Annotated in this window: 28 protein-coding genes; 20 read left to right on the top strand and 8 right to left on the bottom strand. The window is 61.8% G+C overall.

Annotated features, from left to right (window positions below):
* Nucleotides 1-67 precede the first annotated feature (67 nt).
* The 3 genes from prfB (at nt 68) to P7228_RS14410 (ending at nt 3,438) form a co-directional block, all read left to right on the top strand.
* Nucleotides 68-1,195 (top strand): peptide chain release factor 2, encoded by a 1,128-nt coding sequence (gene prfB, locus P7228_RS14420; RefSeq protein ID WP_278015926.1) that lies wholly within the window; start codon nt 68-70, stop codon nt 1,193-1,195.
* A complete protein-coding gene (locus P7228_RS14415; protein ID WP_278015925.1) occupies nt 1,195-1,917 on the top strand; it encodes a class I SAM-dependent methyltransferase in 723 nt (240 codons plus the stop codon). The genes prfB and P7228_RS14415 overlap by 1 nt, the downstream gene beginning before the upstream one ends.
* 117 nt (nt 1,918-2,034) lie before the next feature.
* Complete coding sequence (locus P7228_RS14410; RefSeq protein ID WP_278015924.1) at nt 2,035-3,438, top strand: NAD(P)H-dependent flavin oxidoreductase; 1,404 nt, start codon at nt 2,035-2,037, stop codon at nt 3,436-3,438.
* Between the two features lie 75 nt (nt 3,439-3,513).
* Here P7228_RS14410 and P7228_RS14405 read toward each other — a convergent pair whose 3' ends face one another.
* On the bottom strand, nt 3,514-3,729 hold the full coding sequence (locus tag P7228_RS14405) for a tautomerase family protein (RefSeq protein ID WP_278015923.1): 216 nt from the start codon (nt 3,727-3,729) through the stop codon (nt 3,514-3,516).
* A gap of 119 nt (nt 3,730-3,848) precedes the next feature.
* Between P7228_RS14405 and P7228_RS14400 the strand changes: the two genes are divergently transcribed.
* Nucleotides 3,849-5,423, top strand: a complete 1,575-nt coding sequence (locus P7228_RS14400) for a winged helix-turn-helix domain-containing tetratricopeptide repeat protein (RefSeq protein ID WP_278015922.1) — start codon at nt 3,849-3,851, stop codon at nt 5,421-5,423.
* Nucleotide 5,424: 1 nt separating this feature from the next.
* Here the strand turns inward: P7228_RS14400 and P7228_RS14395 are convergent, their stop codons facing one another.
* A complete protein-coding gene (locus P7228_RS14395) occupies nt 5,425-6,723 on the bottom strand; it encodes an ammonium transporter (RefSeq protein ID WP_430732479.1) in 1,299 nt (432 codons plus the stop codon).
* Between the two features lie 124 nt (nt 6,724-6,847).
* On the bottom strand, nt 6,848-7,864 hold the full coding sequence (locus tag P7228_RS14390) for a 2-hydroxyacid dehydrogenase (RefSeq protein ID WP_278015921.1): 1,017 nt from the start codon (nt 7,862-7,864) through the stop codon (nt 6,848-6,850).
* Nucleotides 7,865-8,075: 211 nt separating this feature from the next.
* Between P7228_RS14390 and P7228_RS14385 the strand changes: the two genes are divergently transcribed.
* Nucleotides 8,076-8,429 (top strand): SH3 domain-containing protein, encoded by a 354-nt coding sequence (locus P7228_RS14385; RefSeq protein WP_347402845.1) that lies wholly within the window; start codon nt 8,076-8,078, stop codon nt 8,427-8,429.
* A 57-nt stretch (nt 8,430-8,486) separates the two neighbouring features.
* On the opposite strand, the gene P7228_RS14380 is transcribed toward P7228_RS14385, so the two are convergent.
* The 5 genes from P7228_RS14380 to P7228_RS14360 form a co-directional block, all read right to left on the bottom strand.
* Entirely contained in the window at nt 8,487-8,888 is a 402-nt protein-coding gene (locus P7228_RS14380; RefSeq protein WP_278015919.1) for a hypothetical protein, read from the bottom strand.
* Between the two features lie 42 nt (nt 8,889-8,930).
* Nucleotides 8,931-9,197, bottom strand: a complete 267-nt coding sequence (locus tag P7228_RS14375; protein WP_278015918.1) for a hypothetical protein — start codon at nt 9,195-9,197, stop codon at nt 8,931-8,933.
* Between the two features lie 198 nt (nt 9,198-9,395).
* A complete protein-coding gene (locus P7228_RS14370) occupies nt 9,396-9,797 on the bottom strand; it encodes a hypothetical protein (protein ID WP_278015917.1) in 402 nt (133 codons plus the stop codon).
* Between the two features lie 42 nt (nt 9,798-9,839).
* The gene (locus P7228_RS14365) at nt 9,840-10,226 is read right to left on the bottom strand and encodes a hypothetical protein (protein ID WP_278015916.1); all 387 of its coding nucleotides are present in this window, start codon (nt 10,224-10,226) and stop codon (nt 9,840-9,842) included.
* Between the two features lie 71 nt (nt 10,227-10,297).
* The gene (locus P7228_RS14360; protein ID WP_278015915.1) at nt 10,298-11,497 is read right to left on the bottom strand and encodes an acetyl-CoA C-acyltransferase; all 1,200 of its coding nucleotides are present in this window, start codon (nt 11,495-11,497) and stop codon (nt 10,298-10,300) included.
* Nucleotides 11,498-11,672: 175 nt separating this feature from the next.
* On the opposite strand from P7228_RS14360, the gene P7228_RS14355 reads away from it, so the two are divergent.
* The 15 genes from P7228_RS14355 (at nt 11,673) to nuoK (ending at nt 24,868) form a co-directional block, all read left to right on the top strand.
* Nucleotides 11,673-13,103 (top strand): coniferyl aldehyde dehydrogenase, encoded by a 1,431-nt coding sequence (locus P7228_RS14355; protein ID WP_278015914.1) that lies wholly within the window; start codon nt 11,673-11,675, stop codon nt 13,101-13,103.
* A complete protein-coding gene (locus P7228_RS14350; protein WP_278015913.1) occupies nt 13,100-14,383 on the top strand; it encodes a YncE family protein in 1,284 nt (427 codons plus the stop codon). Before P7228_RS14355 ends, P7228_RS14350 begins: the two co-directional genes overlap by 4 nt.
* A 120-nt stretch (nt 14,384-14,503) precedes the next feature.
* The gene (locus P7228_RS14345; RefSeq protein WP_278015912.1) at nt 14,504-14,878 is read left to right on the top strand and encodes an NADH-quinone oxidoreductase subunit A; all 375 of its coding nucleotides are present in this window, start codon (nt 14,504-14,506) and stop codon (nt 14,876-14,878) included.
* Entirely contained in the window at nt 14,875-15,438 is a 564-nt protein-coding gene (locus P7228_RS14340; RefSeq protein ID WP_278015911.1) for a NuoB/complex I 20 kDa subunit family protein, read from the top strand. Before P7228_RS14345 ends, P7228_RS14340 begins: the two co-directional genes overlap by 4 nt.
* A gap of 1 nt (nt 15,439) precedes the next feature.
* Nucleotides 15,440-16,294, top strand: coding sequence for an NADH-quinone oxidoreductase subunit C (locus P7228_RS14335; RefSeq protein WP_278015910.1), 855 nt, complete (start codon nt 15,440-15,442; stop codon nt 16,292-16,294).
* On the top strand, nt 16,291-17,502 hold the full coding sequence (locus tag P7228_RS14330; RefSeq protein ID WP_278015909.1) for an NADH-quinone oxidoreductase subunit D: 1,212 nt from the start codon (nt 16,291-16,293) through the stop codon (nt 17,500-17,502). The genes P7228_RS14335 and P7228_RS14330 overlap by 4 nt, the downstream gene beginning before the upstream one ends.
* The gene (gene nuoE / locus P7228_RS14325) at nt 17,502-18,170 is read left to right on the top strand and encodes an NADH-quinone oxidoreductase subunit NuoE (RefSeq protein WP_278015908.1); all 669 of its coding nucleotides are present in this window, start codon (nt 17,502-17,504) and stop codon (nt 18,168-18,170) included. Before P7228_RS14330 ends, nuoE begins: the two co-directional genes overlap by 1 nt.
* A complete protein-coding gene (locus P7228_RS14320) occupies nt 18,170-18,367 on the top strand; it encodes a hypothetical protein (RefSeq protein WP_278015907.1) in 198 nt (65 codons plus the stop codon). The genes nuoE and P7228_RS14320 overlap by 1 nt, the downstream gene beginning before the upstream one ends.
* Nucleotides 18,357-19,649, top strand: coding sequence for an NADH-quinone oxidoreductase subunit NuoF (nuoF, locus tag P7228_RS14315; protein ID WP_278015906.1), 1,293 nt, complete (start codon nt 18,357-18,359; stop codon nt 19,647-19,649). The genes P7228_RS14320 and nuoF overlap by 11 nt, the downstream gene beginning before the upstream one ends.
* Nucleotides 19,646-20,371, top strand: coding sequence for a hypothetical protein (locus tag P7228_RS14310; protein ID WP_278015905.1), 726 nt, complete (start codon nt 19,646-19,648; stop codon nt 20,369-20,371). Before nuoF ends, P7228_RS14310 begins: the two co-directional genes overlap by 4 nt.
* A gap of 9 nt (nt 20,372-20,380) precedes the next feature.
* On the top strand, nt 20,381-22,396 hold the full coding sequence (nuoG, locus tag P7228_RS14305) for an NADH-quinone oxidoreductase subunit NuoG (RefSeq protein WP_278015904.1): 2,016 nt from the start codon (nt 20,381-20,383) through the stop codon (nt 22,394-22,396).
* Nucleotides 22,393-23,448 carry an NADH-quinone oxidoreductase subunit NuoH gene (gene nuoH / locus P7228_RS14300; protein ID WP_278015903.1) on the top strand — a complete coding sequence of 352 codons (1,056 nt, stop codon included), beginning with the start codon at nt 22,393-22,395 and terminating at the stop codon, nt 23,446-23,448. The genes nuoG and nuoH overlap by 4 nt, the downstream gene beginning before the upstream one ends.
* Nucleotides 23,445-23,930, top strand: a complete 486-nt coding sequence (gene nuoI / locus P7228_RS14295) for an NADH-quinone oxidoreductase subunit NuoI (RefSeq protein ID WP_061924172.1) — start codon at nt 23,445-23,447, stop codon at nt 23,928-23,930. Before nuoH ends, nuoI begins: the two co-directional genes overlap by 4 nt.
* Nucleotides 23,931-23,942: 12 nt before the next feature.
* The gene (locus P7228_RS14290) at nt 23,943-24,566 is read left to right on the top strand and encodes an NADH-quinone oxidoreductase subunit J (RefSeq protein ID WP_278015902.1); all 624 of its coding nucleotides are present in this window, start codon (nt 23,943-23,945) and stop codon (nt 24,564-24,566) included.
* Nucleotides 24,563-24,868, top strand: a complete 306-nt coding sequence (gene nuoK, locus P7228_RS14285; RefSeq protein ID WP_278015901.1) for an NADH-quinone oxidoreductase subunit NuoK — start codon at nt 24,563-24,565, stop codon at nt 24,866-24,868. Before P7228_RS14290 ends, nuoK begins: the two co-directional genes overlap by 4 nt.

Below are 24,868 nucleotides of genomic sequence, written 5' to 3'. Positions count from 1 at the left end.
CGGGTCCGCTTTACTTTCACGGCGCCTCCGCCTAGCGGGCCAACACATTTTTTTCGAAGGATTTGCCATGCGTGCCGAAGGGCAGGCCCATATTGATCGGATCGAAGCGGCTCTCAAGCTCGTGCGCCAATCGCTCGACTGGGAGCGTGCCTTGCGTCGGCTCGACGAGCTGAACGCGCGCGTGCAGGATCCGACGCTGTGGGACAATCCCAAGGAAGCGCAGGCCATCAGCCGCGAGCAGAAACAGCTCGAGACCGCAGTGAATACGGTCAACGAGATTTCTTCGGAGATGGCGGACGCGATCGAGTTCGTGGAGATGGGCGAGGCCGAGGGTGACGACGATGTGGTCCGTGAAGGGCTCGCAAGCCTGGAAGGTCTCGCCAAGCGTGCCGATGCTGACAAGGTCCATGCGCTGCTTTCGGGCGAGGCCGACGGCAACGATACCTATCTCGAAATCCACGCTGGCGCCGGCGGCACGGAGAGCCAGGATTGGGCCGAAATGCTCCTGCGCATGTATTCCCGATGGGCCGAGCGGCGCGGGTTCAAGGTCGAGACGGTCGAATACCAGGCGGGCGAGCAGGCCGGAATCAAGTCCGCAACGCTGCTGATCAAGGGCGAAAACGCTTATGGTTATGCCAAGACCGAAAGCGGGGTGCACCGGCTCGTCCGGATCAGCCCCTATGACAGCTCGGCCCGGCGCCACACCAGCTTCTGCTCGGTTTGGGTCTATCCCGTGATCGACGACGATTTCGAGATCGAGATCAACGAGAGCGACCTCAAGATCGACACCTACCGCGCCTCGGGCGCTGGCGGGCAGCACGTCAACACGACGGACTCTGCCGTCCGCATCACCCACCAGCCGACCGGCATCGTGGTTGCGAGCCAGAACGACCGCAGCCAACACAAGAACCGTGCGACCGCGATGAACATGCTCAAGGCCCGGCTGTATGAGCGCGAGATGGCGGAACGCGAGGCCGCGGCCTCGGGCGAGTACCAGGAGAAGAGCGAGATTGGTTGGGGCCACCAGATCCGCAGCTATGTCCTGCAGCCGTACCAAATGGTGAAGGACCTGCGCACTGGCGTGACCTCGAGTTCGCCGGATAGCGTGCTCGACGGCGCGATCGACGACTACATTTCTGCCGCACTCGCCCAGCGCGTAACTGGAGAAAAGGTGGAAGTGGAGGACGTCGAGTAATGTTTCGTTCCGCGTCGGCGTTGCTTCTGCTGGGTGGCTTGACCGCATGCCAACCCGGTGCAGAACAATCCGACCGTCCCGAGACTTCCCTGGAGTTTCCGCAGCCCGATCGGCCCGTGTCTGAAACGGTGGCGACGGATTTCTCGACCGAAGACGCCCGCGACAGCCGCGGTGAGGCGCAGAAGGTGATGGACCTCGCGAATATCAGCACCGGGATGACGGTGGCCGATATCGGCGCAGGTGAGGGCTATTACACCGTACGATTGGCCGAACGAGTGGGCGAGGGCGGCCGGGTACTGGCGCAGGATATCGATCGCGAAGCGCTGGGCCGGCTTGGCGACCGCGTCGAGCGCGAACGGTTGGACAATGTCTCGATCAAGCTCGGCAGCGAAGATGATCCGCAGCTTCCGGTCGACAGTTTCGACCGAATCTTCCTGGTCCACATGTATCACGAGGTGAGCGAACCTTACGCCTTCCTCTGGCGGTTATGGCCCGCGCTGACCGAGGAAGGCGAGGTGATCGTGGTCGATTCCGATCGGCCGACCGATCAGCATGGAATTCCTCCTCTCCTGCTGTCATGCGAGTTCGAAGCGGTCGGTTACCGGCTCGTCGAATTCGTCGAGAAACCCGATATTCGCGGATACTTCGCGCGCTTCGAAAGAGGCGCCACGCGCAAGAATCCTTCTGAAATCAAGGCCTGCCGGGTGGACCTCGCCGCCTAGGCGACAGCGTCCACATCTTCGCGGAAGAAAAGCCTACGCAAGCAGGGGATTTGTAGGCTAGGGGCAAAGCAACGACCGGTCGACGGTGAAATCCGCGGCCCATAGGGGAGCTTTTAATTGTTCAAGGGACTTAAACCCATCGTTTATGGGGGTCGCGAGGTTTGGCCTTTGGTCGAAGGCGGCAAGGGTGTTTCGGCGACCAATCACGCATCGAGCGGAGCCTGGGCCGCCGCGGGAGGCATCGGCACGGTCAGCGCAGTGAATGCCGACAGCTACGACGAAGACGGCATTCCCATTCCGCAGGTCTACCCGCAGTCCACGCGCAAGGAGCGCTTCGAACAGCTCGTCCGTTACGGGATCGATGGCGCCACCGAACAGGTCAAGCGCGCCTATGAAATCGCTAACGGCCAAGGCGCGATCAACATCAACGTCTTGTGGGAAATGGGCGGCGCCCAGCAGGTGCTCGAAGGCGTGCTGGAAAACTGCAAGGGGCTGGTCACCGGCGTCACCTGCGGCGCGGGCATGCCGTACAAGCTGGCCGAGATCGCGGCGCGCTATAACGTCAATTACCTCCCTATCATCAGTTCGGCCCGCGCTTTCCGCGCCCTGTGGAAGCGCAGCTATTCCAAGGTTCCGGAACTGATGGCTGCAGTGGTCTACGAAGATCCGTGGTTGGCGGGCGGTCACAACGGACTGTCCAATGCCGAGGATCCCCGCAAGCCCGAAGATCCCTATCCGCGCGTCAAGGCGCTACGCGAAACGATGCGCGCCGAAGGGGTTTCAGAAGACACCGCCATCGTCATGGCCGGCGGGGTGTGGTTCCTGCGCGAATGGAACGACTGGATCGACAATCCTGAGCTCGGCAAGATCGTGTTCCAGTTCGGTACGCGTCCGCTGCTGACCAAGGAAAGTCCGATCCCGCAGGTGTGGAAGGACATGCTGCGCACGGTCGAGCCGGGCGACGTGCTGCTGCACAAGTTCTCGCCGACGGGCTTCTATTCCTCCGCGGTCAAGACGCCCTTCCTCTACGACCTTATGCACCGGTCGGAGCGGCAGATCCCGATCTTCAAGCGCGACGAGGAAGAGGGCACGATCCCGCTGCTCGATCATGGCAAGGCGAAATACTTCTTCGTCCACCCCGGCGACCAGCGCAAGGCGCTCGCCTGGATCCATGAAGGCTTCACCGAGCCGATGAAGACGCCAGACAATACGGTGGTTTTTGTGACGCCCGAAAGCGCGGAGCAGATCCGTGCCGACCAGCAAGGCTGCATGGGCTGCCTGTCGCATTGCCAGTTCTCGAGCTGGAAGGATCACGACGATCACACCACCGGTCGCCTCGCCGATCCGCGCAGCTTCTGCATCCAGAAGACGCTGCAGGACATCGCGCACGGCGGCGATCCGGACGAGAACCTCGCCTTCGCGGGCCATGCGGCTTACCGCTTCAAGCAAGACCCGTTCTACTCGAACAACTTCACGCCGACAGTCAAGGAACTGGTCGAGCGCATTCTGACCGGCGACTGATCCCGGACAAGGCGAAACCCGCACCGGGGAGCCGTCGAAGCTCTCCGATGCGGGGATCTCTTTGGGTGTGTAGCTTCAGGCGGCCTTGAGCGCCTGCACGTCATCTGCACCGAGGCGGTTGCCTCCGATCGCCCAGTCGCCCTGTTCGACCTCCATGATGCGAACCCAGGTCACCTGGCGCATTCCTTCGCCTTCGACCTTGATCATGGCTTCAGTGACATTCTCGATCAGCTCGGCCTTTTCCTCGGCGGTGAAGACGTCCTTGATCACATCGATAGTTACGAGCGGCATATTTTCCTCCATTCAAAGTTTGGTCCGGATCGCTCTTGATCCGATGCCCCCTTGATATCCGCGCCAATCTGGGGATGCTTGGAGAGGGTCTGGAGATTTCATGGAGATTGCCTCCATAAATGCCGTCAGATGTCGTCCTTTACCGGTTTGATCGTTTCGAACTCGATCCCGCGCGCTTCGAGTTGCGCGAAGGCGGGGTGCCGGTGCAGATCGAGCCCCAGGTGCTTTCGCTGCTGCTGTTGCTCGTCGCCAATGCCGAGCGCATGGTCGACAAGGATGAGCTGATCGAGAAAGTTTGGGGCGGGCGCATCGTGTCGGAGACAGCGGTCTCCTCGCGCATCAAGTCGGCGCGGCAAGCAATCGGCGACGATGGCAAAGCCCAGCGCCTGATCAGGACGGTGCACGGGCGCGGGTTCCGCTTTGTCGGCAAACTGGAAACGGAGCTGCGACAGCAACGCGGACAATGGGAAACTGCGCCCACACGTGACGCACCGTTGGCCGAGCACGAGACGACGCGGCCATCGATCGCAGTACTGCCGTTTCGTATCGTAGGCGAGCCGGGCCGCTTCGATTTCATGGCGGCAGCACTGCCCGATGAACTCATCACCGACCTTGCTCGCTTGCGTTATCTCTTCGTCATTGCTCGCGGTTCTTCGTTCCGGTTCAACAGCGGCGATGCCGATTTCGCCGCAGTGGGTACCACGCTCAAGGTCCGCTACATCCTGAGCGGGAGCGTCGAGACTGCCGGCAGCGATGTTATCATTCGCGTCGAGCTTTCCGACGTCCGCAGTGGTGGCGTGATCTGGAACGAGCGTTATCGCGGTGCAGCGGACGAGGCGTCGCATTTGCGTGAGACGATCCTCGGCAGCGTCATCGCCAATGTCGAACAGCGCATACCGATGCACGAGGCACAGCGCGCGCGCTTGCTGCCGGATACGCAGCTCGATGCCTGGTCGGCCTATCATCTCGGGCTCGATCACATGTTCCGCTTCAACGGTGCGGACAATCAGCGGGCGGCCGTGTTGTTTGCCCGTGCGGTCGATCAGGACCCGCACTTCGCCCGCGCCTACGGTGGGCTATCCTTCACCCACTTCCAGAACGCATTTCTACATGGCGCGGTCGACCGCGACCGTGAAGTGGCGGCGGCAAAGGCCTTTGCCGAACGCGCGGTGCAAACCGATTCGCTTGATCCATTCGCGCATTTCAATCTCGGCCGGACGCACTGGCTGGAGGGGGATCTCCGCGCGAGCATCACCTCGCTCGAGCACTCGACGGTGCTGAGTCCAAACTATGCTCAAGGTGTCTATGCCAAGGCGTGGGCGGAAACGCTGGCAGGCGAGAGCGAGGCGGGCGACAAGGACGCGGCGCTGGCGCTCGAACTGAGCCCGCTCGATCCGCTGCGCTTTGCAATGGTGGCGACCCGCGCCTTCGCGCATATGACGAGCGGCAATACCGAGGCCGGAGCCGAGCTTGGTGAGCAGGCGGCAAACACTCCCGGGGCGCATCGCCACATCAAGCTGATCGCGGCAATCGGTGCCCACCTCAACGGCGAACCGGACAAGGCGCAGGCGTGGCTGGCGCGATCGCGCCAGTCGGTCGAACCGAGCGCCGCAGAGTTCCTTCAGGCTTTTCCCTTCAGCGAAGGTCCGGCCCGCGAAGTCATCGAGCGCGCGTTAAGGGACCTGGGGCTGTAGATCAGTCCATTTCCCAGCCGCGTTCGCCGTGGCTGGTGATGTCGAGCCCCTCGGTCTCCTCGTCCTTTGAAACACGCATCGGGAACAGCAGGCTGACCATCAGGGCGAGGATCGCGCTCGCGATGGCGCTGTAGACGGCGACGACCGCGATCGCGAAGGCTTGCGAGCCAAGCTGCGTGCCCATGCTCATGCCTTCCGCATAGCCAGTACCGCCGAAAGAGGGCGACAGGAACGCGCCGAGCAGCATGGTGCCGAGCATCCCGCCGATGCCGTGCACGGCGAACACATCGAGCGAATCGTCGATCTTGAGGCGGAATTTCACCAGCTGGATCGCGGCGTAACAGATCACGCCAGCCGCAGCGCCAAACAGGATGGCCGCGCCCGGCGAGATGAACCCGGCGGCAGGAGTTACCGTGGCGAGGCCGGCAATAGCGCCGGTGGCCCAGCCGATGCTGGTCGGCCTGCCGACAGTAAACCGTTCTACCAGCAACCAGACGAGCGCTGCCGAGCTCGCGGCAACATGCGTGTTGATGATCGCGGCCGAGGCATCGTCGGTCGCGGCGAAAGCCGATCCGCCGTTGAAACCGAACCAGCCGACCCACAGCATGGCCGCGCCGATCATGGTGAGCACCGGAGCATGCGGCAGCATCAGGCGGATGGGGAAACCGTCGCGCTTCCCGAGCAGCAAGGCGATGACCAGCGCCGAGACCCCTGCCGTTGTGTGAACTGTGATCCCACCGGCGAAATCGAGCACTCCGAACTGACTTGCGAGCCATCCGCCGCCCCAGACCCAATGCGCGACAGGGGCATAGACCACGAGCCCCCAGAGCGCGCTGAAGCCAAGCACCCAGCCGAAACGGGCGCGGTCGACCCACGCGCCCACCATCAACGCCGGGGTGATGATGGCAAAGGTCATCTGGAACAGCACGAAGGTGCTTTCCGGCATCGAAGTGCCCAATCGCAGGTCGCCGAGATCAATCAGCATCCATGCATTCCCCGCGCCAAGCCAGCCTCCCGACACCTGGCCGAAGGCGAGAGTGTACCCCACCACGACCCACAGGACTGATGCCAAAGCGGCGATCGCGCCGCATTGGAGCAGGACCGAGAGTACGTTCTTGGCGCGGACCAATCCTCCGTAGAACAGGCCAAGCCCGGGCAGGGTCATCATCAGGACGAGCGCAGAGGCTGTGAGGATCCAGGCGCTATCGCCGCTGTCATTGGTTGCGATTGCGGTTTCCTGCGCGGCAACGGCGAAAGGTGTGCTCGCCAGCATCACGAAACATGCGGCCAAACGCTTCATTACCGAATCCTCCCGGCGGTGCGCGAGAACTCTTCGGCGCGCGAACCTTCGCGGGGTTAGGACATTATCACACGGGCGGACAAGTCTGCGCGAAACCTTATTGCCGCAGAATTGCTGGAGGCGACTAAACCAGCCCTTCAAGCACCTGATCGGGCGGGCGATGCCCGTCCATCCAGAAGCGGATATTGGCGATGACCTTCTCGCCCGATGCCTCGCGGCCTTCGGCGGTCGCGCTGCCGATATGGGGCAAGGTCATGACGTTGGGGTGCCGGATCAACCGCGGGTCGACTCGCGGCTCTTCGGGATAGACGTCGAGCCCTGCGCCAAGTAGGTGACCGCTCTCCAGTGCCGCAATCAGCGCTTCCTGGTCGATCAGTTCGCCGCGCGCCGTGTTGATGATCGAGGCGCCGGGCTTCATCAGCGCCAACCTCCGAGCATCGATCATGCCGCGGGTTTCCTCGGTTAGCGGGCTGTGCAGCGTCACGATGTCGGCCTGCGCGAGCAATTCGTCGAGGCTCTCGACATGCCGTGCGTGAAACATGCGCTCGACAGCTTCGGGAAGGCGCTTGCGGTTGTGGTACGCGATCTCGAGGCCAAAGGCGCGTGCGCGGTGCGCCACGGCCTGGCCGATCCGGCCCATGCCGACAATCCCCAGCACCTTGCCGCCGAGTTTGCGTCCCAGCATCCTTGAGGGAGCCCATCCAGTCCATTGCCCGCGGCGGACCAGTTCCACGCCTTCCCGAATGCGTCGGGGCACGCCAATGATCCCGCACATCGCGATGTCAGCCGTGTCATCGGTGAATACGCTTGGCGTGTTGGTGACCATGATCTTGCGAGCTGCTGCCGCCCTGAGATCGATATGCTCGGTCCCCGCGCCGAAACTGGCGATGAGCTTCAACCGTTCGCCCGCCTGGGCAATCATCTCGGCATCGATGCGGTCGGTCACGGTAGGGACCAACACATCGGTATCTTGCATCGCGGCAATCAGTTCGTCGCGCGAGAAGGGGCGATCCTCCTCATTGAGCGTGGTATCGAACAATTCGACCATGCGCGCTTCCACCGCAGGCATCAGGTGGCGGGTCACCACGACCTTGGGTTTGCCCTCGATTGGTTTGCGCATCGTCGCTGCAGTCTCTGCCATGAGAGCGGGCTAGGGCCTAGGCACGGCCTCGGTCAAGCGGCGAACGATGGTCGCTTGAAGGAAGTGGGGCGAGGGCGCTATAAATCGCAAAGATATGAAGCACCTCTCCATCTTCCTTGCATGCTCTTGCGCGTCCCTCCTGGCTGTTCCGCTGACTGCGCAAAATCGCGAAACCCCCTATTGGGCCTCGATCCGGGCCAGTGAGCTCAACATGCGCGTCGGCCCCAGCGCGGATTACCGCATCGACTGGGTGTACAAGCGCAAGGGGCTGCCGGTGAAGGTGGTTCGCGTTCGGGAAGGTTGGCGGTTAATCCAGGATCCTGACGGGACGCAAGGTTGGGTGGTCGCCCGCCTGCTCAGCCCGGAGCGTAGCGCGATCGTGATCGGCGATGGACTCATGCCGATTCGCGAGGCACCCAGCGCGTCAGCCAAATTGAAATGGAATGCCGAGCCCGGAGTTGTCGGGATGCTCGGCAAGTGCGACGGGGGGTGGTGCGAGTTCAACACGGACGGGCACTCTGGATGGGTACCCGCCGACCGACTGTGGGGCGTAGGCGAGCCCTGATGCGAAGAAGGCGGCCCCAACGGGACCGCCTTCTCGGTTAGCCACTGAAGGAAGTCTTCAGCCCTCGCTACGCGATACCGTCAGAACATTGCCGTCAGGATCGGTAGCGGTCCAGGTGCCGTCTTCGGCCGGGTTCGAGATCGCGAAGCAGGTTTCGCCTGCGTCGTCGCCCTCGGGATCGGCGCAGAAGGTGGCTCCGTCGTCACCCGGCGTATTCGAGTAGGTTCCGGTTACCGGGTCCGCCCCATCGGCGGCGAGGGTGAAGGTCCCGTCCTCTGCCAAGGTCCAGACGGCCTTACCTCCGTTGCTATCGGTGGTAGCGTAGCTACCCGCCAGCGGTCCACCATCGACCGCCATCGGGACTTCCACCACCTCTTCCGTCGGCTCGGGAGCGGGCGCTTCGGCCTCGCTGCAAGCGGCCAGGGCCGCGACACTCGCAAGTGCAATCCATCTTTTCATAAATATTCCTTTCGAATAGCGCGAACCCTGTCAGCTGGGACCTTAGCTCTCGGCGGCTGCTTCTTCGGCGCGGCGAACGGTCACGACTTCACCGGTGTCGGAAGTCGAGGTCCAGCTGCCGTCCTCGCCCACTTCGCTGTTGGTCCAGCAGTTCGTCGGCTGCTCGGGATCATCGCCTTCGGGGTCGAAGCAGATCTTGCCGTCGGCCTCGGTAATCGTCCCCGCGCCCGTTTCCTCGCCGATGCTCGCGGTGAATGTCCCTTCAGCGGTGGTCGTGACAGTTCCCACGCTACCGTCGGCATAGGTCACCTCAAAAGTGCCCGGGCCTTCGTTGGCGGCAGGTGCTTCGGCGACCTCTTCAGCGGCTTCCTCAACCGGAGCTTCCGCTTAAGAACAGGCGGCAAGCGCCGCAATCGATACCAGTGCAATCCATTTCTTCATCGCAGTTCCCTTTCCAAGAATGCGACCCAATTCGAATCCGCCCCATGTCGGGGGGCGGCAACGAAATCATTCAGCCGGCACGTCGCCGACCCGCTTGACAGTGATAGGCTCAGCTTCGCCATCGCGAGTGGTACTGAAGGTACCGTCCTCGGCCAGCGGCCCGTTGGTGAAGCAATATTCGGCATCATCCCCTTCGGGATCGAAGCAGGTTCGGTCGCCATCGGTTTTGTATGTGCCCGTTTCGGTGACATTGCCGTCCGGATCGGTGTCGGTATAGGTGCCGTCGTCTCTCATGACGGTCTGCGCGACCCGGCCATCTTCGGTTGCGACTTCATAGACGCCAGAACCGCCGGCCACCACGGACTCGACGCTTTCCTTGTCGGCGATGTTGTCTTCAGGTTCCGGAGCCTCGGCCTGCGAACACGCCGCGAGCACGAGAACCGATGCCAATCCTAACCACTGCTTCATCGCAATTCCCCTTTTGAAAGAATGCGACCCCGTCATATGCCGCTACTCGGCTGCTTCAGCTCCCGCTGCCTTCTCGGCAGGCAATTCGCTTGAATAGGTAATCGTGAAGGTATCACCCGACGCATTTGTGCTCTCGAAGGTTCCTCCAGGCCGTATTGGTCCGTTTGTCCAGCACGCTTCCTGCGCTCCTTCCGCTTCCGCGGTGAAGCAGGTCTTGTCACCCTCGGTCCGAACCTTGCCGCGGGTCGTCGTCTTGCCGAGCGACGTCTCGTAGGTGCCGTCAGCCCGGACCACCGTCGTGTTGAGTACTCCGTCGGGCATCATGCGCGTATAGGTGCCCGGATCGCCCGCGGCGGGACCATCGGGCCCTGCCTCCGCATTGCAGGCGGCGAGACAGATAATTGCAGCGAGACTCGCCCAATTGCGCAAGAAAAATCCCTTCCCGATCGATGGACCGGAAGGGGACCTAACACGAGTCGCCAAAAATGGCGAAATATTGTTCAATCGATCAATTCGACCGCGATCGCGGTTGCTTCGCCACCGCCGATGCAGAGGCTGGCCACGCCTTTCTTCTTGCCCTGCTGCTTGAGCGCGTTGAGCAAGGTGACGATAATGCGGGTACCGCTGGCGCCAATCGGGTGGCCGAGCGCGGTCGCACCGCCGTTGACGTTGATCTTCTCGTGCGGGATCCCGATGTCGCGCATGGCGAACATGGCGACGCAGGCGAAGGCCTCGTTGACTTCCCACAGGTCGACGTCCTCGATGGTCCATCCGGCCTTGTCGAGAACCTTGTTGATCGCGCCGACGGGGGCCACGGTGAAGTCCTTGGGCTCCTGAGCATGCGCGGCGAGGGCGGCAATCCGGGCTACCGGCTTGGCGCCGTTGGCATCGGCCAGGCTGGCGCGGGTCAGAACGACAGCGGCAGCACCGTCGGATATCGAGCTGGAGGTCGCAGCGGTGATCGTGCCGTCCTTGGCGAAGGCGGGCCGGAGCGTCGGGATCTTGTCCGGCTTGCCCTTTCCAGGCTGCTCGTCGGTATCGACGGTTACGTCACCCGCGCGGGTCGAGAAGGAGACAGGCACGACCTCGTCGGCGAAGGCGCCGCTTTCGATCGCGGCGTTGGCGCGGCGCAGCGATTCGATCGAGTAGCCGTCCATGTCCTCGCGCGTGAGCTGATATTCGTTCGCTGTGTCTTGCGCGAAAGTGCCCATTGCGCGGCCTGCATCATAGGCATCCTCCAACCCGTCGAGGAACATGTGATCGTAAGCGGTATCGTGGCCGATACGCGCGCCGGAGCGGTGCTTCTTGAGCAGGTAGGGCGCATTGGTCATGCTTTCCATGCCGCCTGCAACCACGAAGTCGACCGAACCACTGGCAAGCGCTTCGGCACCCATGATGACAGTCTGCATGCCGCTTCCGCAAACCTTGTTGACGGTTGTCGCCTGGACCGATCTCGGCAGGCCGGCCTTGACCATGGCCTGGCGCGCCGGTGCCTGGCCAAGCCCGGCGGGAAGAACGCAGCCCATATAGGCGCGGTCGAACTTCTCGCCTGCAATTCCGGAACGCTCGACTGCTGCCTTCACCGCGGTCGCGCCAAGATCGGTTGCGGAAACATCGGAAAGCGCGCCCTGCATGCCGCCCATCGGCGTGCGAGCATAGGAAAGAATGACGATCGGATCGGCTTCTGAGAACTGGGGCATCGAGATTTCCTGCTTGGATTCTGGGGTTGGCTCGCGAGCGGCTCTAATGCTGCAGTGCGGCAATGGCAAATCGAATACGATTTCGCACGCTCTATCCTTTCGTATGACGTGATGCTTGTTTTCCGCGCCCGCATGCGTAACAACCGATGGCAAATCGAAACCCAAGGAGAGTGTGATGGCTGACGATCAACGGCAGGAAATGGAGCGTATCCTGCGTCTGCAACGCAACGCATTCACGCAATCCCGACCCGAACCCATGTCGATGCGCAAGGATCGCATCAAGCGTGCGATGGCCCTGCTGAGCGAGCATGGTGAGAGCCTGGCCAAGACGATGAGCGCCGATTTCGGCAACCGCAGCACGCTACAGTCGATGATCACGGACATCGCCGCGACCGTGGGTGCGGGCAAGCATGCGCTCAAGCACATGGACAAGTGGGCGCGGACCGAAAAGCGGAAGGTGCAGTTCCCGCTCGGCCTGCTCGGCGCCAAGGCGGAACTGCGTTACGAGCCCAAGGGGGTGATCGGAATTCTCAGCCCGTGGAACTTCCCGGTGAACCTGGCCTTCGCGCCGCTGATGCAGATTTTCGCTGCGGGCAATCGCGCGATGATCAAGCCGAGCGAGTTTACCGAGCGCACCTCTTTCCTGATGAAGGAACTGGTCGAGGAGTATTTCACGCCCGACGAATGCGCCGTGATCACGGGTGGTCCGGAAGTGGCGGCCGCATTTTCCTCGCTCCCGTTCGACCACCTTGTCTTTACCGGCTCGACGCCGACCGGCAGGCGCGTGATGGAAGCAGCCTCCGCCAATCTGGTCCCCGTGACGCTCGAACTGGGTGGCAAGAGCCCTGTCTTCATGGGGCGCAGCGCCGATTTCGCCAAGGCGGGCGAGCGCATCGCGCTGGGCAAGATGATGAACGCCGGGCAGATCTGTCTCGCTCCTGATTACATGTACGTACCCGAGGACAAGGAGAGCGAAGCGATCCAGGGTGTGAGTCAGGGCGTGGCGAACATGTATCCCACGCTGCTCGAGAACGACGACTACGCCTCGGTCGTCAGCGACCGTCATTTCGAGCGCCTGCAAGGCCTCGTGGCCGATGCGCGTGAGAAAGGCGCCGAAGTCATCGAGGTCAATCCAGGCAATGAGGATTTCTCGAACGCCAACCAGCGCAAGATGCCGCTCAATATCATTCGCAATGCCACCGACGAAATGAAGGTGATGCAGGAGGAGATTTTCGGGCCTGTCCTGCCGGTGATGACCTACAAGAATATCGATCAGGCAATCGACTACGTGAACGAGCACGACCGCCCGCTGGGCCTCTATTACTTCGGCGAGGACAAGGGCGAGCAGGAGCAGGTTCTCACCCGCACTATCTCGGGCGGGGTGACGACCAATGACGTGATCTTCCACGTTTCGATGGAAGACCTTCCGTTCGGCGGGGTCGGCCCATCGGGCATGGGGAGTTATCATGCGATCGAGGGCTTCAAGGAATTCAGCCACGCGCGGGCCGTGTATCACCAGCCCAAGATCGACATTGCCAAGCTGGGCGGGTTTAAGCCGCCCTATGGCAAGGCCACGGAGAAAGCCGTCGCGACCATGATGAAATGAGGGCGCTCGCGTTCGCGCTCTTGCTGGCACTGCCGGCTTGCGCTCACGCGCAGGCGGCCGACGGGCCTGCGTCCGCTCCGCTCACTGCCGAATGGCGCGCGGTGGATGCCGCGACGGGCCAGATCCGCGATATCGAGGGTCTCGAGCAACTCGCGCAAGATTTTCCCGACAGCGGGAATGTGCGGCTGCGGCTCCTCCAGCCATATCTCGAAGCCGGTGAAACCGAGAAACTGCTCGACACGCTCCGCTGGCTCAAGGAGCGTGGCTATGTTTTCGGCGAGGTTCCGCAGCAGCAAATTCCCAAGCTGATCGGCGAAGACCGAGCGGCGGCGGCGCAGGCGCTTCTTATTCCACAGGCAGAAGTGATCGCCGGGAGCGAAGTTGTTGGCGTAATCAGTGCAGATGCAGGCCTGATCGAAAGTGTGATCAGGTTCCCGGATGAATTGGCGATACAGGTTCATCCTCGACCCAAGCTCCTCGCGACCTCCGTGACGGTAAAGGCTGTGGCAGCATGGTATCCATCGGGAACGAATTTCTATTTCGACAGAAGCGGTCTCGACAACGTCAGCGGGATGGTGTGGGACCCGCTTCGAAAGAGCCTATGGGTGGCCTCGGGAAACATCGATGGGTCAGAAAAGGGCGAGCTGGACAAGTATGACGTCAGCGGCTTGGTTAGTCTATTCCGTAGCGAGGATCCGCGAGAGGTCATTTCTGCACCTCAAGGCGCCAACCCTTCCGACATTACCGTCGACGCCAACAGCACCCTCTATGCCAGCGATCCCTTGGCTGGAGGGGTCTTTTTTGCGACGAAAGACGATCACGAACTTCGCGCGCTCATCTCACCCGGCACTTTCCGGTCGCCGCAGGGGTTAGCGGTCGGTGACGACAACACCAAGCTCTACGTCAGCGATTATCGCTACGGGATCGCCATCGTCGATCTCGCCACCCGCAAGGTTTCGCGCCTCGCAAGTGACATCCCCGTGATCCTCGACGGCGTCGATGGCATGTGGCGCCATGGCGACGAACTCATCGTCGTGCAGAACGGCACCAGCCCCATGCGGATCGCTGCGTTCAAGTTATCGGAAGACGGGATGCGCGTAGTCGGACATCGCGTGCTCGAGCAAGCCAACCCCGAATGGACCGAGCCCCTCAACGGTTCGATCCATGAAGGCGCGCTGTACTATGTTGGGAACGGCCAGTGGGATCGTTACGTCCAGGGTCAGTCAGCGCAGGACAAGCCGCCGCTCCCGACGCAAATCAGGCGTCTTTCGCTCGACTGAGCGCCTTTCGAACCACCGCAATGCACCGGAAGGTGCAGGGATTACACGATTCCCGCCCTTGCGAAGCTCGGGCGAGGGGCCTAGAGGCACCGGCAGATTCTCACCCCCTAGGATGAATTCGTGATCGATCTCAGCCAATACCTGCCGATCCTGATCTTCCTCATCATTGCAGCGGGATTATCTGCTGCCTTCGTGTTCCTGCCGATGGGCGTTTCGTACCTCACAGGATCGCACAAGCCCGATGCGGAAAAGCTCAGCGAATATGAATGCGGCTTTCCCGCTTTCGAGGAACCGCGCAGCCAGTTCGACGTGCGATTCTATCTGGTCGCAATCCTCTTCATCATCTTCGACCTCGAAGCGGCCTTCCTGTTTCCCTGGGCGGTGAGCCTTGATCTAACCGGATGGACCGGCTGGACCACGATGATGATATTCCTCGGCGAGCTGGCCATTGGCCTCGCATATGCCTGGAAAGTGGGGGCACTGGATTGGGAATGAGCACTCTGGTTACTCCTCCTAACGCCTTGCCCGCCGCGGCGCAGGCCGGCGAAACCCGCCATCCCGACGCGGACTATTTCAGCGCACTTCAGACCGAAGTGAACGACAAAGGCTTCCTCGTCACCTCGACCGAGGAGCTGTTCCAGTGGGCCCGTACCGGCTCGCTGTGGTGGATGACCTTCGGCCTCGCCTGCTGCGCGGTCGAGATGATCCATGTAAACATGCCGCGTTATGACATGGAGCGCTTCGGTGTCGCCCCGCGCGCCAGCCCGCGCCAGTCGGACGTGATGATCGTCGCCGGTACGCTGTGCAACAAGATGGCCCCGGCGCTGCGCAAGGTTTACGACCAGATGTCGGAGCCGAAATACGTTATCTCGATGGGAAGCTGCGCCAATGGCGGCGGCTATTATCACTACAGCTATTCCGTCGTGCGCGGCTGCGACCGGATCGTGCCGGTAGACATTTACGTGCCGGGCTGTCCTCCGACCGCAGAAGCGCTGCTGTACGGCGTGATGCAGCTGCAGCGGAAAATCCGCCGCGAAGGAACGATCGAGCGCTGATATGGCAGTCCTTCATTCCGCCCCCAAGATCGCTTCCAACGAAGGCGTGCTCGACACGCTTGCCAAGGCGTTGGGTGACCGCGTCATTGCTGCCAAGGAAGAGCATGGCGAGATCGTCATCACGGTCCAGCGCGACGCAATCGAAGATGCGCTGCGCATTCTCCGAGACGACCACGCCTATCAGCAGATGATGGAAATCGCCGGGGTCGATTACCCTGATCAGGCCGAGCGGTTCGAAGTCGTCTACATGCTGTTGTCGCTGACCAGGAACCACCGCGTGATGGTCAAGGTCTCGACCGACGAGAACACGCCGGTCCCGACCATCACCACCTTGTGGCCCAATGCGGGTTGGCTCGAGCGCGAGGTGTTCGACCTTTACGGGGTCAAGTTCGCCGGCAATCCGGACCTGCGGCGGATCCTCACTGACTACGGTTTTGAGGGTCACCCCTTCCGCAAGGACTTCCCGCTGACCGGCTATTTCGAGCTGCGCTATTCGGAAGACGAGAAGCGCGTGGTTTACGAGCCGGTCGAGCTCGCGCAGGACCTGCGCCAGTTCGATTTCCTCAGCCCGTGGGAAGGCGCCGACTACGTGCTCCCTGGTGACGAGAAGGCAGCGACACCGCCGGTCGACGAACCCAAGACCACCGAAAGCCCCGCGCAAACCGGAGCGGGCGCGAAGACGGACGCGAAGGCAGCAGAAAAAGTCAGCGCCGAAGCACCAGCCGAGGAAGAAACCGACGTCGAGGCCGACGCGCCCGAGCCGACCGAGGATCGGCCCGACCGCCCCGAACGCGAGGGAGGAGCCAAGGACACGTCGGCCGCGACTGAACCCGAGAACAAGGAGGACGACGCATGAGCATGCAGCTCGAAGAGTCGCCCACCACCGGCGATGAAGTCATCACCAACTACACGATCAACTTCGGGCCGCAGCACCCCGCGGCGCACGGCGTGTTGCGCATGGTCATGGAACTCGACGGCGAGATCATCGAACGGATCGATCCACATGTCGGCCTGCTCCATCGCGGCACCGAGAAGCTGATCGAGCACAAGACCTATCTGCAGGCACTGCCCTATTTCGACCGGCTCGACTATTGCAGCCCGCTGTGCATGGAGCACAGCTATGTCCTCGCGATCGAGAAGCTGCTCAATCTCGAAGTGCCGCTCCGCGCCCAATACCTGCGGGTGCTTTTCGCCGAGCTGACTCGCATCTGCAACCACATGCTCAATATCGGCGCGCACGTGATGGACGTTGGCGCCATGACGCCGAACCTGTGGGTGTTCGAACTGCGCGAAGACTGTATGAACTTCTTCGAGCGCGCTTCGGGCGCCCGCATGCATTCGGCCTGGTTCCGACCCGGCGGCGTGCACCAGGACGTGCCCGAGAAGCTGCTGGTCGATATCGGCGAGTGGCTCGACACGCGTCTGCCGGAACTGTTCGGCGATGCGATGAGCCTCGTGCTCGACAACCGCATCTTCAAGCAGCGCAATGTCGATATCGCCGTGGTCAGCCGCGACGATGCGGTGGCCTGGGGCTTCTCTGGCCCGATGATCCGTGCCGCCGGCATTCCGTGGGACCTGCGCAAGTCGCAGCCCTATGACGTCTATGACCGGATGGAGTTCGACATTCCCGTCGGCACCAATTCGGACTGCTACGACCGCTTTGTGGTGCGCGTGAAGGAAGTTTACGAAAGCGTGAAGATTATCAAGCAGTGCCTCGCCGAGATGCCCTCGGGCCCGGTCGCGAGCACTGACGGGAAGGTTTCACCGCCCAAGCGCGGCGAGATGAAGCAGTCGATGGAAGCCCTGATCCACCACTTCAAGCTTTATACCGAAGGCTTTCACGTTCCGGCGGGCGAGGTCTACGTCGCTACCGAAAGCCCAAAGGGCGAGTTCGGCGTCTATCTGGTCAGCGACGGCACCAACAAGCCTTATCGCTGCAAGATCCGCCCGACTGCTTTCAGCCACCTCCAGGCAATGGATATGATGTGCAAGGGACATATGCTGCCCGATGCCACCGCCATCCTCGGCGCCATCGACGTCGTGTTCGGGGAGTGTGATCGCTAATGGCTGACCGTACTCCCGCACCCGATACGCCCGAGTTGCGCGAGCGCTGGGGTAGTTTCGCTTTCACCGAGGCCAACAAGGCCGCGGCCGACATGCATATCGCGAAATACCCCGAAGGCCGCCAGCGCTCGGCGGTGATGCCGCTGCTCGATCTCGCGCAACGGCAGGTCGGCGAGGAAACCGATACGCAGGGCTGGCTGCCGCTGCCGGTGATCGAATATGTCGCGAAATATCTCGACATGCCGGTCATCCGCGTGCTCGAGGTCGCGACGTTTTACTTCATGTACAACATGAAGCCGGTCGGTAAGTACCACGTGCAGGTCTGCGGCACGACGCCCTGCATGCTGCGCGGCTCGGACGGTCTGTTCGAAACCTGCAAGAAGCGCGGGATGAAGAAGGGCCATATCTCGGACGACGGCCTCTGGACGCTCACCGAAGTCGAATGCATGGGCAATTGCGCCACCGCGCCGATGGTCCAGATCAACGACGACAATTACGAGGACCTGACGCCGGAGCGTCTCGATGCAATCCTCGACGAACTCGCCGCAGGCAAACAGCCCAAGACCGGTACACAGGAGCCGGGCCGTCACACCAGCGAACCGGCCAATGCGCTCAGTTCGCTGCCCGAGATGGTCGAAGCCAACCACGATTACCGGGGAGACTGGTGATGGGTTTGCATAAGCTACGCGGAATGGCCCGGCAGTTCATGGCGATCGGCAGCGTTGCCATCATGCTCGGTGCCGCGATCATGGTTCATGGCGAAATGAACTTCGGCGACGGCGTTCTGATTTTGGGAATCGGGCTCTTCATCATCGGCGTTGTGCTTCTTGCCCAGACTCCCACAGGAGATGGCGATGCTGGCTGACAAGGATCGCATTTTCACCAATCTCTACGGCTTCCAACCGTGGAGCCTCGACGCTGCGCGCAAGCGGGGCGATTGGGATGATACCAAGGCGCTTATCGCGCGTGGTCAGGACAACATCATCGAGGAGATCAAGGAATCCGGCCTGCGCGGGCGGGGCGGGGCAGGTTTCCCCACTGGACTCAAGTGGTCCTTCATGCCGAAGGAATCGCGCGACGGGCGGCCAAGCTTCCTCGTCATCAATGCCGACGAATCCGAGCCCGGCAGTTGCAAGGACCGCGAGATCATCCGGCATGATCCGAACAAGCTGATCGAAGGCGCGCTCTGTGCCGGCTTCGCCATGCGCGCGCGGGCGGCCTATATCTACATCCGCGGGGAATACATCCGCGAGGCCGAAACGCTCCAGTCCGCGATCGACGAAGCCTATGACGCCGGGTTGATCGGCAAGAATGCCAGCGGTTCGGGCTACGATTTCGATGTCTTCATGCACCGCGGCGCGGGCGCTTACATCTGCGGTGAAGAAACCGCGATGATCGAAAGCCTCGAGGGCAAGAAGGGCCAGCCACGCCTCAAGCCGCCGTTCCCGGCGGGTGCGGGACTCTATGGCTGCCCGACCACGGTCAACAACGTCGAGAGCATCGCAGTCGTCCCCACGATCCTGCGTCGCGGCGCAAGCTGGTTCGCCAGTTTCGGGCGCGAGAACAACAAGGGCACCAAGCTCTTCCAGATCAGCGGGCATGTGAACAAGCCCTGCGTGGTGGAAGAAGCGCTCTCGATCCCGTTTAGCGAACTGATCGAGAAGCACTGCGGCGGCATTACCGGCGGCAAGGACAACCTCCTTGCGGTTATTCCGGGCGGTTCCTCGGTCCCGCTGGTTCCGGCCGAGCAGATCTGGGATGCGCCGATGGATTTCGACGGTCTCAAGGACCTCGGCTCGGGCCTGGGCACGGCAGGCGTCATCGTGATGGACAAGTCGACCGACATCGTCCGCGCGATCAGCCGCCTCAGCTACTTCTACAAGCACGAGAGCTGCGGCCAGTGCACGCCCTGCCGCGAAGGCACGGGCTGGATGTGGCGCATGATGGAACGCCTGCGCACCGGCGATGCGGCGATCGAGGAAATCGACATGCTGCAGCAGGTCACCAAGCAGGTCGAAGGTCACACCATCTGCGCGCTCGGCGACGCGGCGGCATGGCCGATCCAGGGCCTCATCCGCCACTTCCGCCCCGAGCTGGAACGCCGGATCCACGAACACAACGCCAAATTCGCGGAGGCGGCGGAATGAGTGCTACCCCAATTATTGCTGCATTGTTCGTGTTGTTGCAGGGGACGACAGACGGTGACCTGCGGCCTACCCAGGAAACTGGTTCGAAGATATTCACGCAGCCCAAGAAGAACGCCGATCCTGCATTGGCCGCGCGGTACAGCAAGCGTGTTGCGGGCTGCACCTACAATCGTATGGGCGGTACGCTGATAGACCGATACCTGCGTGCCAGCGATCCGATCTCGACTAATCTCGACGGTGTTGATCTCGACTGGGCGCGTGTCGAACAGGCGATCGAGTTTTGCATGGGTTACCATATGGAGGAGTATAATGCGGACGTGCGTATGTCGCGGATCGCGTTCAACTTCACGCAGAACCGCTTGCGAGCCCTCCTGTTGGAAGAGGCGTATCTAGCCGAGAATGAATCGTCGATTCAGGTGGCTGCCGATGCAAGCGAGCTGACCAGCCGAGCATTTGTCTCGCAAGGCGATGCGCTCAAGTCTGCTCAAGGACTTGGCAATTTTGCTGATTGTGTCGTCTATCGAGATGCAGCGGGGGCAGATTCTCTGCTGCGTACTGAGCCCGGATCCGATCAGGAGCGTGATGCCGCCAGAGCACTCGCCCCGGTATTGGGGATATGCTTGATTGATGGACAGACGATTGAATTCACTGCCGCATCTATACGGGCCATCGCAGCCGACGGGCTTTGGTCGCGGGCAGCCTATGGTTCGAAGGAAGGTTGAGACCCTACGATGCCTAAAGTCACCGTAGACGGACAGGAAATCGAAGTTCCGGATGGCGCGACCGTCCTCCAGGCTTGCGAACTCGCGGGCAAGGAAATCCCGCGCTTCTGCTACCACGAACGCTTAAGTATTGCCGGTAACTGCCGGATGTGTCTGGTGGAAGTGAAGCCCGGCCCGCCCAAGCCGCAGGCCAGTTGTGCGCTGCCTGCGACCGAGGGTCAGGAAATTCGCACCGATACCGAGATGGTGAAGACCGCGCGCGAAGGTGTGATGGAATTCCTGCTCATCAACCACCCGCTCGATTGCCCGATCTGCGACCAGGGCGGCGAATGCGATCTGCAGGACCAGGCTGTCGCCTATGGCCGCCGCGGCTCGCGCTATGACGAGAACAAGCGCGCCGTCACCGAAAAGTATATGGGTCCGCTGATCAAGACGATCATGACCCGCTGCATCCACTGCACCCGGTGCGTGCGTTTCTCCGAGGAGATCGCCGGAGTGGACGAAATCGGCGCGCTCTATCGCGGCGAGGACATGCAGATCACGACCTATCTCGAGCAGGCGGCCGAGCACGAACTCAGCGCCAATGTGATCGACTTGTGCCCGGTTGGAGCCCTGACTTCGCGGCCGTACGCCTTTGAAGCGCGCCCGTGGGAGCTGAAGAAAACCAACAGCATCGATGTGTCAGATGCGATCGGTGCCAACATCCGTCTCGACAGCCGCGGGCGCGAAGTCATGCGTGCGCTGCCGCGCATCAACGACGACGTGAACGAGGAGTGGATCAGCGACAAGGCGCGCTACCAGGTCGATGGCCTGACCAAGCGCCGCCTCGACAAGGTCTTCATGCGCAAGAAGGGCGGCCTCAAGCCCTCTAGCTGGGACGAGGCATTCAAGGAAATTGCCAAGGCTCTCAAGGGCGACATATCGAGCATAGCAGCCGTTGCTGGCGACATGGTCGATTGCGAAACCATGTTTGCAGCCAAGGCGCTGCTCAAGGCTTGCGGTTCATCGCTTGTCGAAGCGAGGCAGACCGGCATCACCTACGATGCGTCGAACCTAGCAGCGGTGAACTTCAATTCGACCCTCGCCGGGATCGAGACTGCTGATGCGATCCTGATCGTCGGCAGCCACATTCGTTGGGAAGCGCCGCTGATCAATGTCCGCCTGCGCAAGGCTGCCAAACGCGGTGCCAAGGTCTATATCATCGGCCCCGAGTGGGAGCCGACCTATCCCGCGACATTCCTCGGCAGCGATCTGTCGGTGCTGTCGAATCTGCCCTCGGACCTCGTCGATACTTTCACGGGTGCCGAGCGTCCCGCCATCATCATGGGCGGTGCGGCGCTGGGTCGCGGCGCAGTGGCTGCCGGATTGGCGGCGGCGGACACGCTCGGCGTGGTGAAGGGCGACTGGAACGGCTTCAACGCGCTGCATTTCTCGGCCGCACGCATGGGCTCGCTGATGCTCGGTTTCGCACAGCCGAACGGCATGAAGGATATCGCGGCGGCCAAGCCCAAGGTGCTGCTGGCGCTCGGCGCGGACGAGATGGATTTCGAACCCTACGCCGATGCGCTCAAGGTCTATATCGGCCACCATGGCGACAAGGGCGCGCATGCGGCGGACATCATCCTGCCGGCAGCCAGCTATGCCGAGAAGGACGGGACCTACGTCAACACCGAAGGCCGCGTGCAGTTTGCCGAGAAGGCAGTCTTCGCACCGGGCGATGCCCGCGAGGACTGGACGATCCTGCGCGCGCTGGCAGATGCGCTGAAGGTCGAAGTCGGTTTCGACAGCTTTGCTGAGTTGCAGAACGCGATGATCGCAGAAGTACCGGCGCTCGGCGAAGAGGGCCTTGCCGACTACGGCGCGCTGCCGACTGTCGATGCTTCAGCGAAGGCTGAAGGCACGATCGACGCCTATCCGATCAAGGATTTCTACCTGACCAATCCGATCGCCCGCGCCAGTGCGGTAATGCAGCGGTGTTCGGCTGAACTCCTTCATGGCGATGAACTGAAGGAGGCGGCAGCATGACCGAATTCTTCCAATCCCTCGGCATGAATTACGAATGGGCGTGGTTCACCGCCACGATCAGCGGGATCCTGCTGATTGCGCTGCCCCTGATGCTCGCGGTCGCGATGATCATCTATGTCGACCGCAAGGTTTGGGCAGCGATCAACCTGCGCCGCGGGCCGAACGTGGTCGGCCCCTTCGGCCTGCTGCAAAGCTTTGCCGACGGTCTGAAGGTCTTCCTGCAGGAAACGATCATCCCGAGCGCGGCGAACAAGGGCATCTTCATTCTCGCGCCGATCGTCACGTTTACCGTGGCGCTGGCGGCCTGGGCGGTGATCCCGTTCAGCGCGACTGCGGTGCTGGCGGACATCAACGTTGGCCTGCTCTACATCCTCGCGATCAGCTCGCTTTCGGTCTACGGCGTGGTCATGTCGGGCTGGGCTTCGAACTCGAAGTACCCGTTCTTCTCCGCCATGCGCGCCGCTGCGCAGATGATCAGCTATGAAGTCTCGATCGGCTTCATCCTGATCTGCGTTGTTCTTTTCGCCGGCACCTTCAATCTCAACGATATCGTGCGCGCGCAGGAGGGCTTCGGACTTGGCGTGATCAACGCCTATGTCGTGCATCCGCTGCTGTTCCCGATTTGGGTGGTGTTCTTCATCAGCTCGCTGGCAGAAACACAGCGCGTGCCGTTCGACCTGACCGAAGCGGAATCGGAGCTCGTCGCCGGGTACCAGACCGAATACAGCTCGATGAGCTTCGCGCTCTTCTGGCTGGGTGAATACGCCAACATCCTGCTGATGTGCATGCTCAATGCGCTGCTGTTCTGGGGTGGCTGGCTGCCGCCGATCGACTGGGCGCCGCTGTATTACGTGCCGGGCATCGTCTGGCTGCTGCTCAAGGCGTTTTTCTTCTTCTTCATGTTCAGCTGGGTCATGGCGACCGTTCCGCGCTACCGCTACGACCAGCTGATGCGGCTTGGCTGGAAGGTCTTCCTGCCGATGAGCCTGATCTTCGTTTGTGTCATCAGCGGATACCTGATGGCCACCGGCCACTTTGGAGCGACCGCATGACCGTCGGCCAGCTCATCAAGAGCTTCACTCTGTGGGAATTCGTGAAGGCGCACGCCCTCACGCTGAAGTATTTCTTCAAGCCCAAGGTGACGATCAACTATCCGTTCGAGAAGAACCCGCTCAGTCCGCGTTTCCGCGGCGAGCATGCGCTGCGCCGTTATCCCAATGGCGAGGAACGCTGCATCGCCTGCAAGCTGTGCGAGGCGATCTGCCCAGCGCAGGCGATCACCATCGAGAGCGAACCGCGCGAGGACGGCAGCCGCCGAACCACGCGCTACGACATCGACATGACCAAGTGCATCTACTGCGGTTTCTGCCAGGAAGCCTGCCCGGTGGATGCGATCGTCGAGGGGCCGAACTTCGAATACGCGACCGAAACGCGCGAGGAACTGCTCTACGACAAGGCGAAACTGCTGGCCAACGGGGACAAGTGGGAGCGCGCGATTGCCGCTAACCTTGAAGCCGATGCGCCGTATCGATAGGGGGCCGACGCGATGATCCAGACGCTAGCCTTCTACATGTTTGCGGTGCTGATGATCGCCAGCGCGGTGCTGGTGATTTCGGCGCGCAACCCGGTCCATTCGGTGCTGTGGCTCATCCTCGCCTTCTTCAACGCGGCGGGCCTGATGGTGCTGGTTGGCGCCGAGTTCATCGCGATGCTGCTGGTGATCGTATACGTCGGCGCAGTCGCGGTTCTGTTCCTCTTCGTCGTGATGATGCTCGACATCGATTTCGCGGAAATGCGCGCGAGCTTCATCAAGAATTTCCCGCTCGGCCTCCTGGTTGCGCTGGTCCTGCTGGCCGAGCTGGTATTCGGCATTGGCGCCTACCAGGCGGGCAATCTCACGCTGGGGACACCCGACGGCACGGGTGCCGCACCGCTGGGTGAGAGCAATCTCGAAGGCATCGGTTTGCTGCTCTATGGCCGCTATGTGCTGCTGTTCGAAGTTGCGGGCATCATCCTGCTCGTCGCGATGATCGGCGCGATCGTCCTTACCCATCGCCGCCGCCCCGATGGTGCGCGCGGCCACCAGAACATCTCGAAGCAGGTTTCGCGTCGACCCGAAGATGCGACCGTCATGAAGCAGCCGGAAATCGGCAAGGGGGTCGAGCTGTGATCGGTATCGAACACTACGTCGTCGTCAGCGCGATCCTGTTCGTGCTTGGCGTGCTCGGCATCTTCCTCAACCGCAAGAACGTGATCGTCATCCTGATGGCGATCGAGCTCATCCTGCTGAGCGTGAACATCAATCTTGTCGCATTCAGCGCCTTCATGGGCGATCTGGTCGGCCAGGTCTTTGCCATGCTGGTGCTGACCGTCGCTGCCGCAGAGGCTGCGATCGGGCTCGCCATCCTGGTGATCTATTTCCGTAACCGCGGCACCATCGCGGTCGAAGATGCCAACCGGATGAAGGGGTAA

Origin of the sequence: Altererythrobacter sp. CAU 1644, assembly GCF_029623755.1 — a bacterium.
GTDB classification, from domain to species: Bacteria; Pseudomonadota; Alphaproteobacteria; order Sphingomonadales; family Sphingomonadaceae; genus Erythrobacter; species Erythrobacter arenosus.
Note: the sequence above shows the minus strand (reverse complement) of the source record. Positions and strands in the feature narration are given on the sequence as shown.

Bases quoted from the DNA above. Each gene is read 5' to 3' on its own strand.
- prfB (WP_278015926.1), top strand. From the start codon at position 68: ATGCGTGCCGAAGGGCAGGCCCATATTGATCGGATCGAAGCGGCTCTC.
- P7228_RS14415 (WP_278015925.1), top strand. From the start codon at position 1,195: ATGTTTCGTTCCGCGTCGGCGTTGCTTCTGCTGGGTGGCTTGACCGCA.
- P7228_RS14405 (WP_278015923.1), bottom strand. From the start codon at position 3,729: ATGCCGCTCGTAACTATCGATGTGATCAAGGACGTCTTCACCGCCGAG.
- P7228_RS14400 (WP_278015922.1), top strand. From the start codon at position 3,849: ATGCCGTCAGATGTCGTCCTTTACCGGTTTGATCGTTTCGAACTCGAT.
- P7228_RS14395 (WP_430732479.1), bottom strand. From the start codon at position 6,723: ATGAAGCGTTTGGCCGCATGTTTCGTGATGCTGGCGAGCACACCTTTC.
- P7228_RS14390 (WP_278015921.1), bottom strand. From the start codon at position 7,864: ATGGCAGAGACTGCAGCGACGATGCGCAAACCAATCGAGGGCAAACCC.
- P7228_RS14385 (WP_347402845.1), top strand. From the start codon at position 8,076: ATGCGCGTCGGCCCCAGCGCGGATTACCGCATCGACTGGGTGTACAAG.
- P7228_RS14380 (WP_278015919.1), bottom strand. From the start codon at position 8,888: ATGAAAAGATGGATTGCACTTGCGAGTGTCGCGGCCCTGGCCGCTTGC.
- P7228_RS14370 (WP_278015917.1), bottom strand. From the start codon at position 9,797: ATGAAGCAGTGGTTAGGATTGGCATCGGTTCTCGTGCTCGCGGCGTGT.
- P7228_RS14360 (WP_278015915.1), bottom strand. From the start codon at position 11,497: ATGCCCCAGTTCTCAGAAGCCGATCCGATCGTCATTCTTTCCTATGCT.
- P7228_RS14355 (WP_278015914.1), top strand. From the start codon at position 11,673: ATGGCTGACGATCAACGGCAGGAAATGGAGCGTATCCTGCGTCTGCAA.
- P7228_RS14350 (WP_278015913.1), top strand. From the start codon at position 13,100: ATGAGGGCGCTCGCGTTCGCGCTCTTGCTGGCACTGCCGGCTTGCGCT.
- P7228_RS14340 (WP_278015911.1), top strand. From the start codon at position 14,875: ATGAGCACTCTGGTTACTCCTCCTAACGCCTTGCCCGCCGCGGCGCAG.
- P7228_RS14335 (WP_278015910.1), top strand. From the start codon at position 15,440: ATGGCAGTCCTTCATTCCGCCCCCAAGATCGCTTCCAACGAAGGCGTG.
- P7228_RS14330 (WP_278015909.1), top strand. From the start codon at position 16,291: ATGAGCATGCAGCTCGAAGAGTCGCCCACCACCGGCGATGAAGTCATC.
- nuoE (WP_278015908.1), top strand. From the start codon at position 17,502: ATGGCTGACCGTACTCCCGCACCCGATACGCCCGAGTTGCGCGAGCGC.
- P7228_RS14320 (WP_278015907.1), top strand. From the start codon at position 18,170: ATGGGTTTGCATAAGCTACGCGGAATGGCCCGGCAGTTCATGGCGATC.
- nuoF (WP_278015906.1), top strand. From the start codon at position 18,357: ATGCTGGCTGACAAGGATCGCATTTTCACCAATCTCTACGGCTTCCAA.
- P7228_RS14310 (WP_278015905.1), top strand. From the start codon at position 19,646: ATGAGTGCTACCCCAATTATTGCTGCATTGTTCGTGTTGTTGCAGGGG.
- nuoG (WP_278015904.1), top strand. From the start codon at position 20,381: ATGCCTAAAGTCACCGTAGACGGACAGGAAATCGAAGTTCCGGATGGC.
- nuoH (WP_278015903.1), top strand. From the start codon at position 22,393: ATGACCGAATTCTTCCAATCCCTCGGCATGAATTACGAATGGGCGTGG.
- nuoI (WP_061924172.1), top strand. From the start codon at position 23,445: ATGACCGTCGGCCAGCTCATCAAGAGCTTCACTCTGTGGGAATTCGTG.
- P7228_RS14290 (WP_278015902.1), top strand. From the start codon at position 23,943: ATGATCCAGACGCTAGCCTTCTACATGTTTGCGGTGCTGATGATCGCC.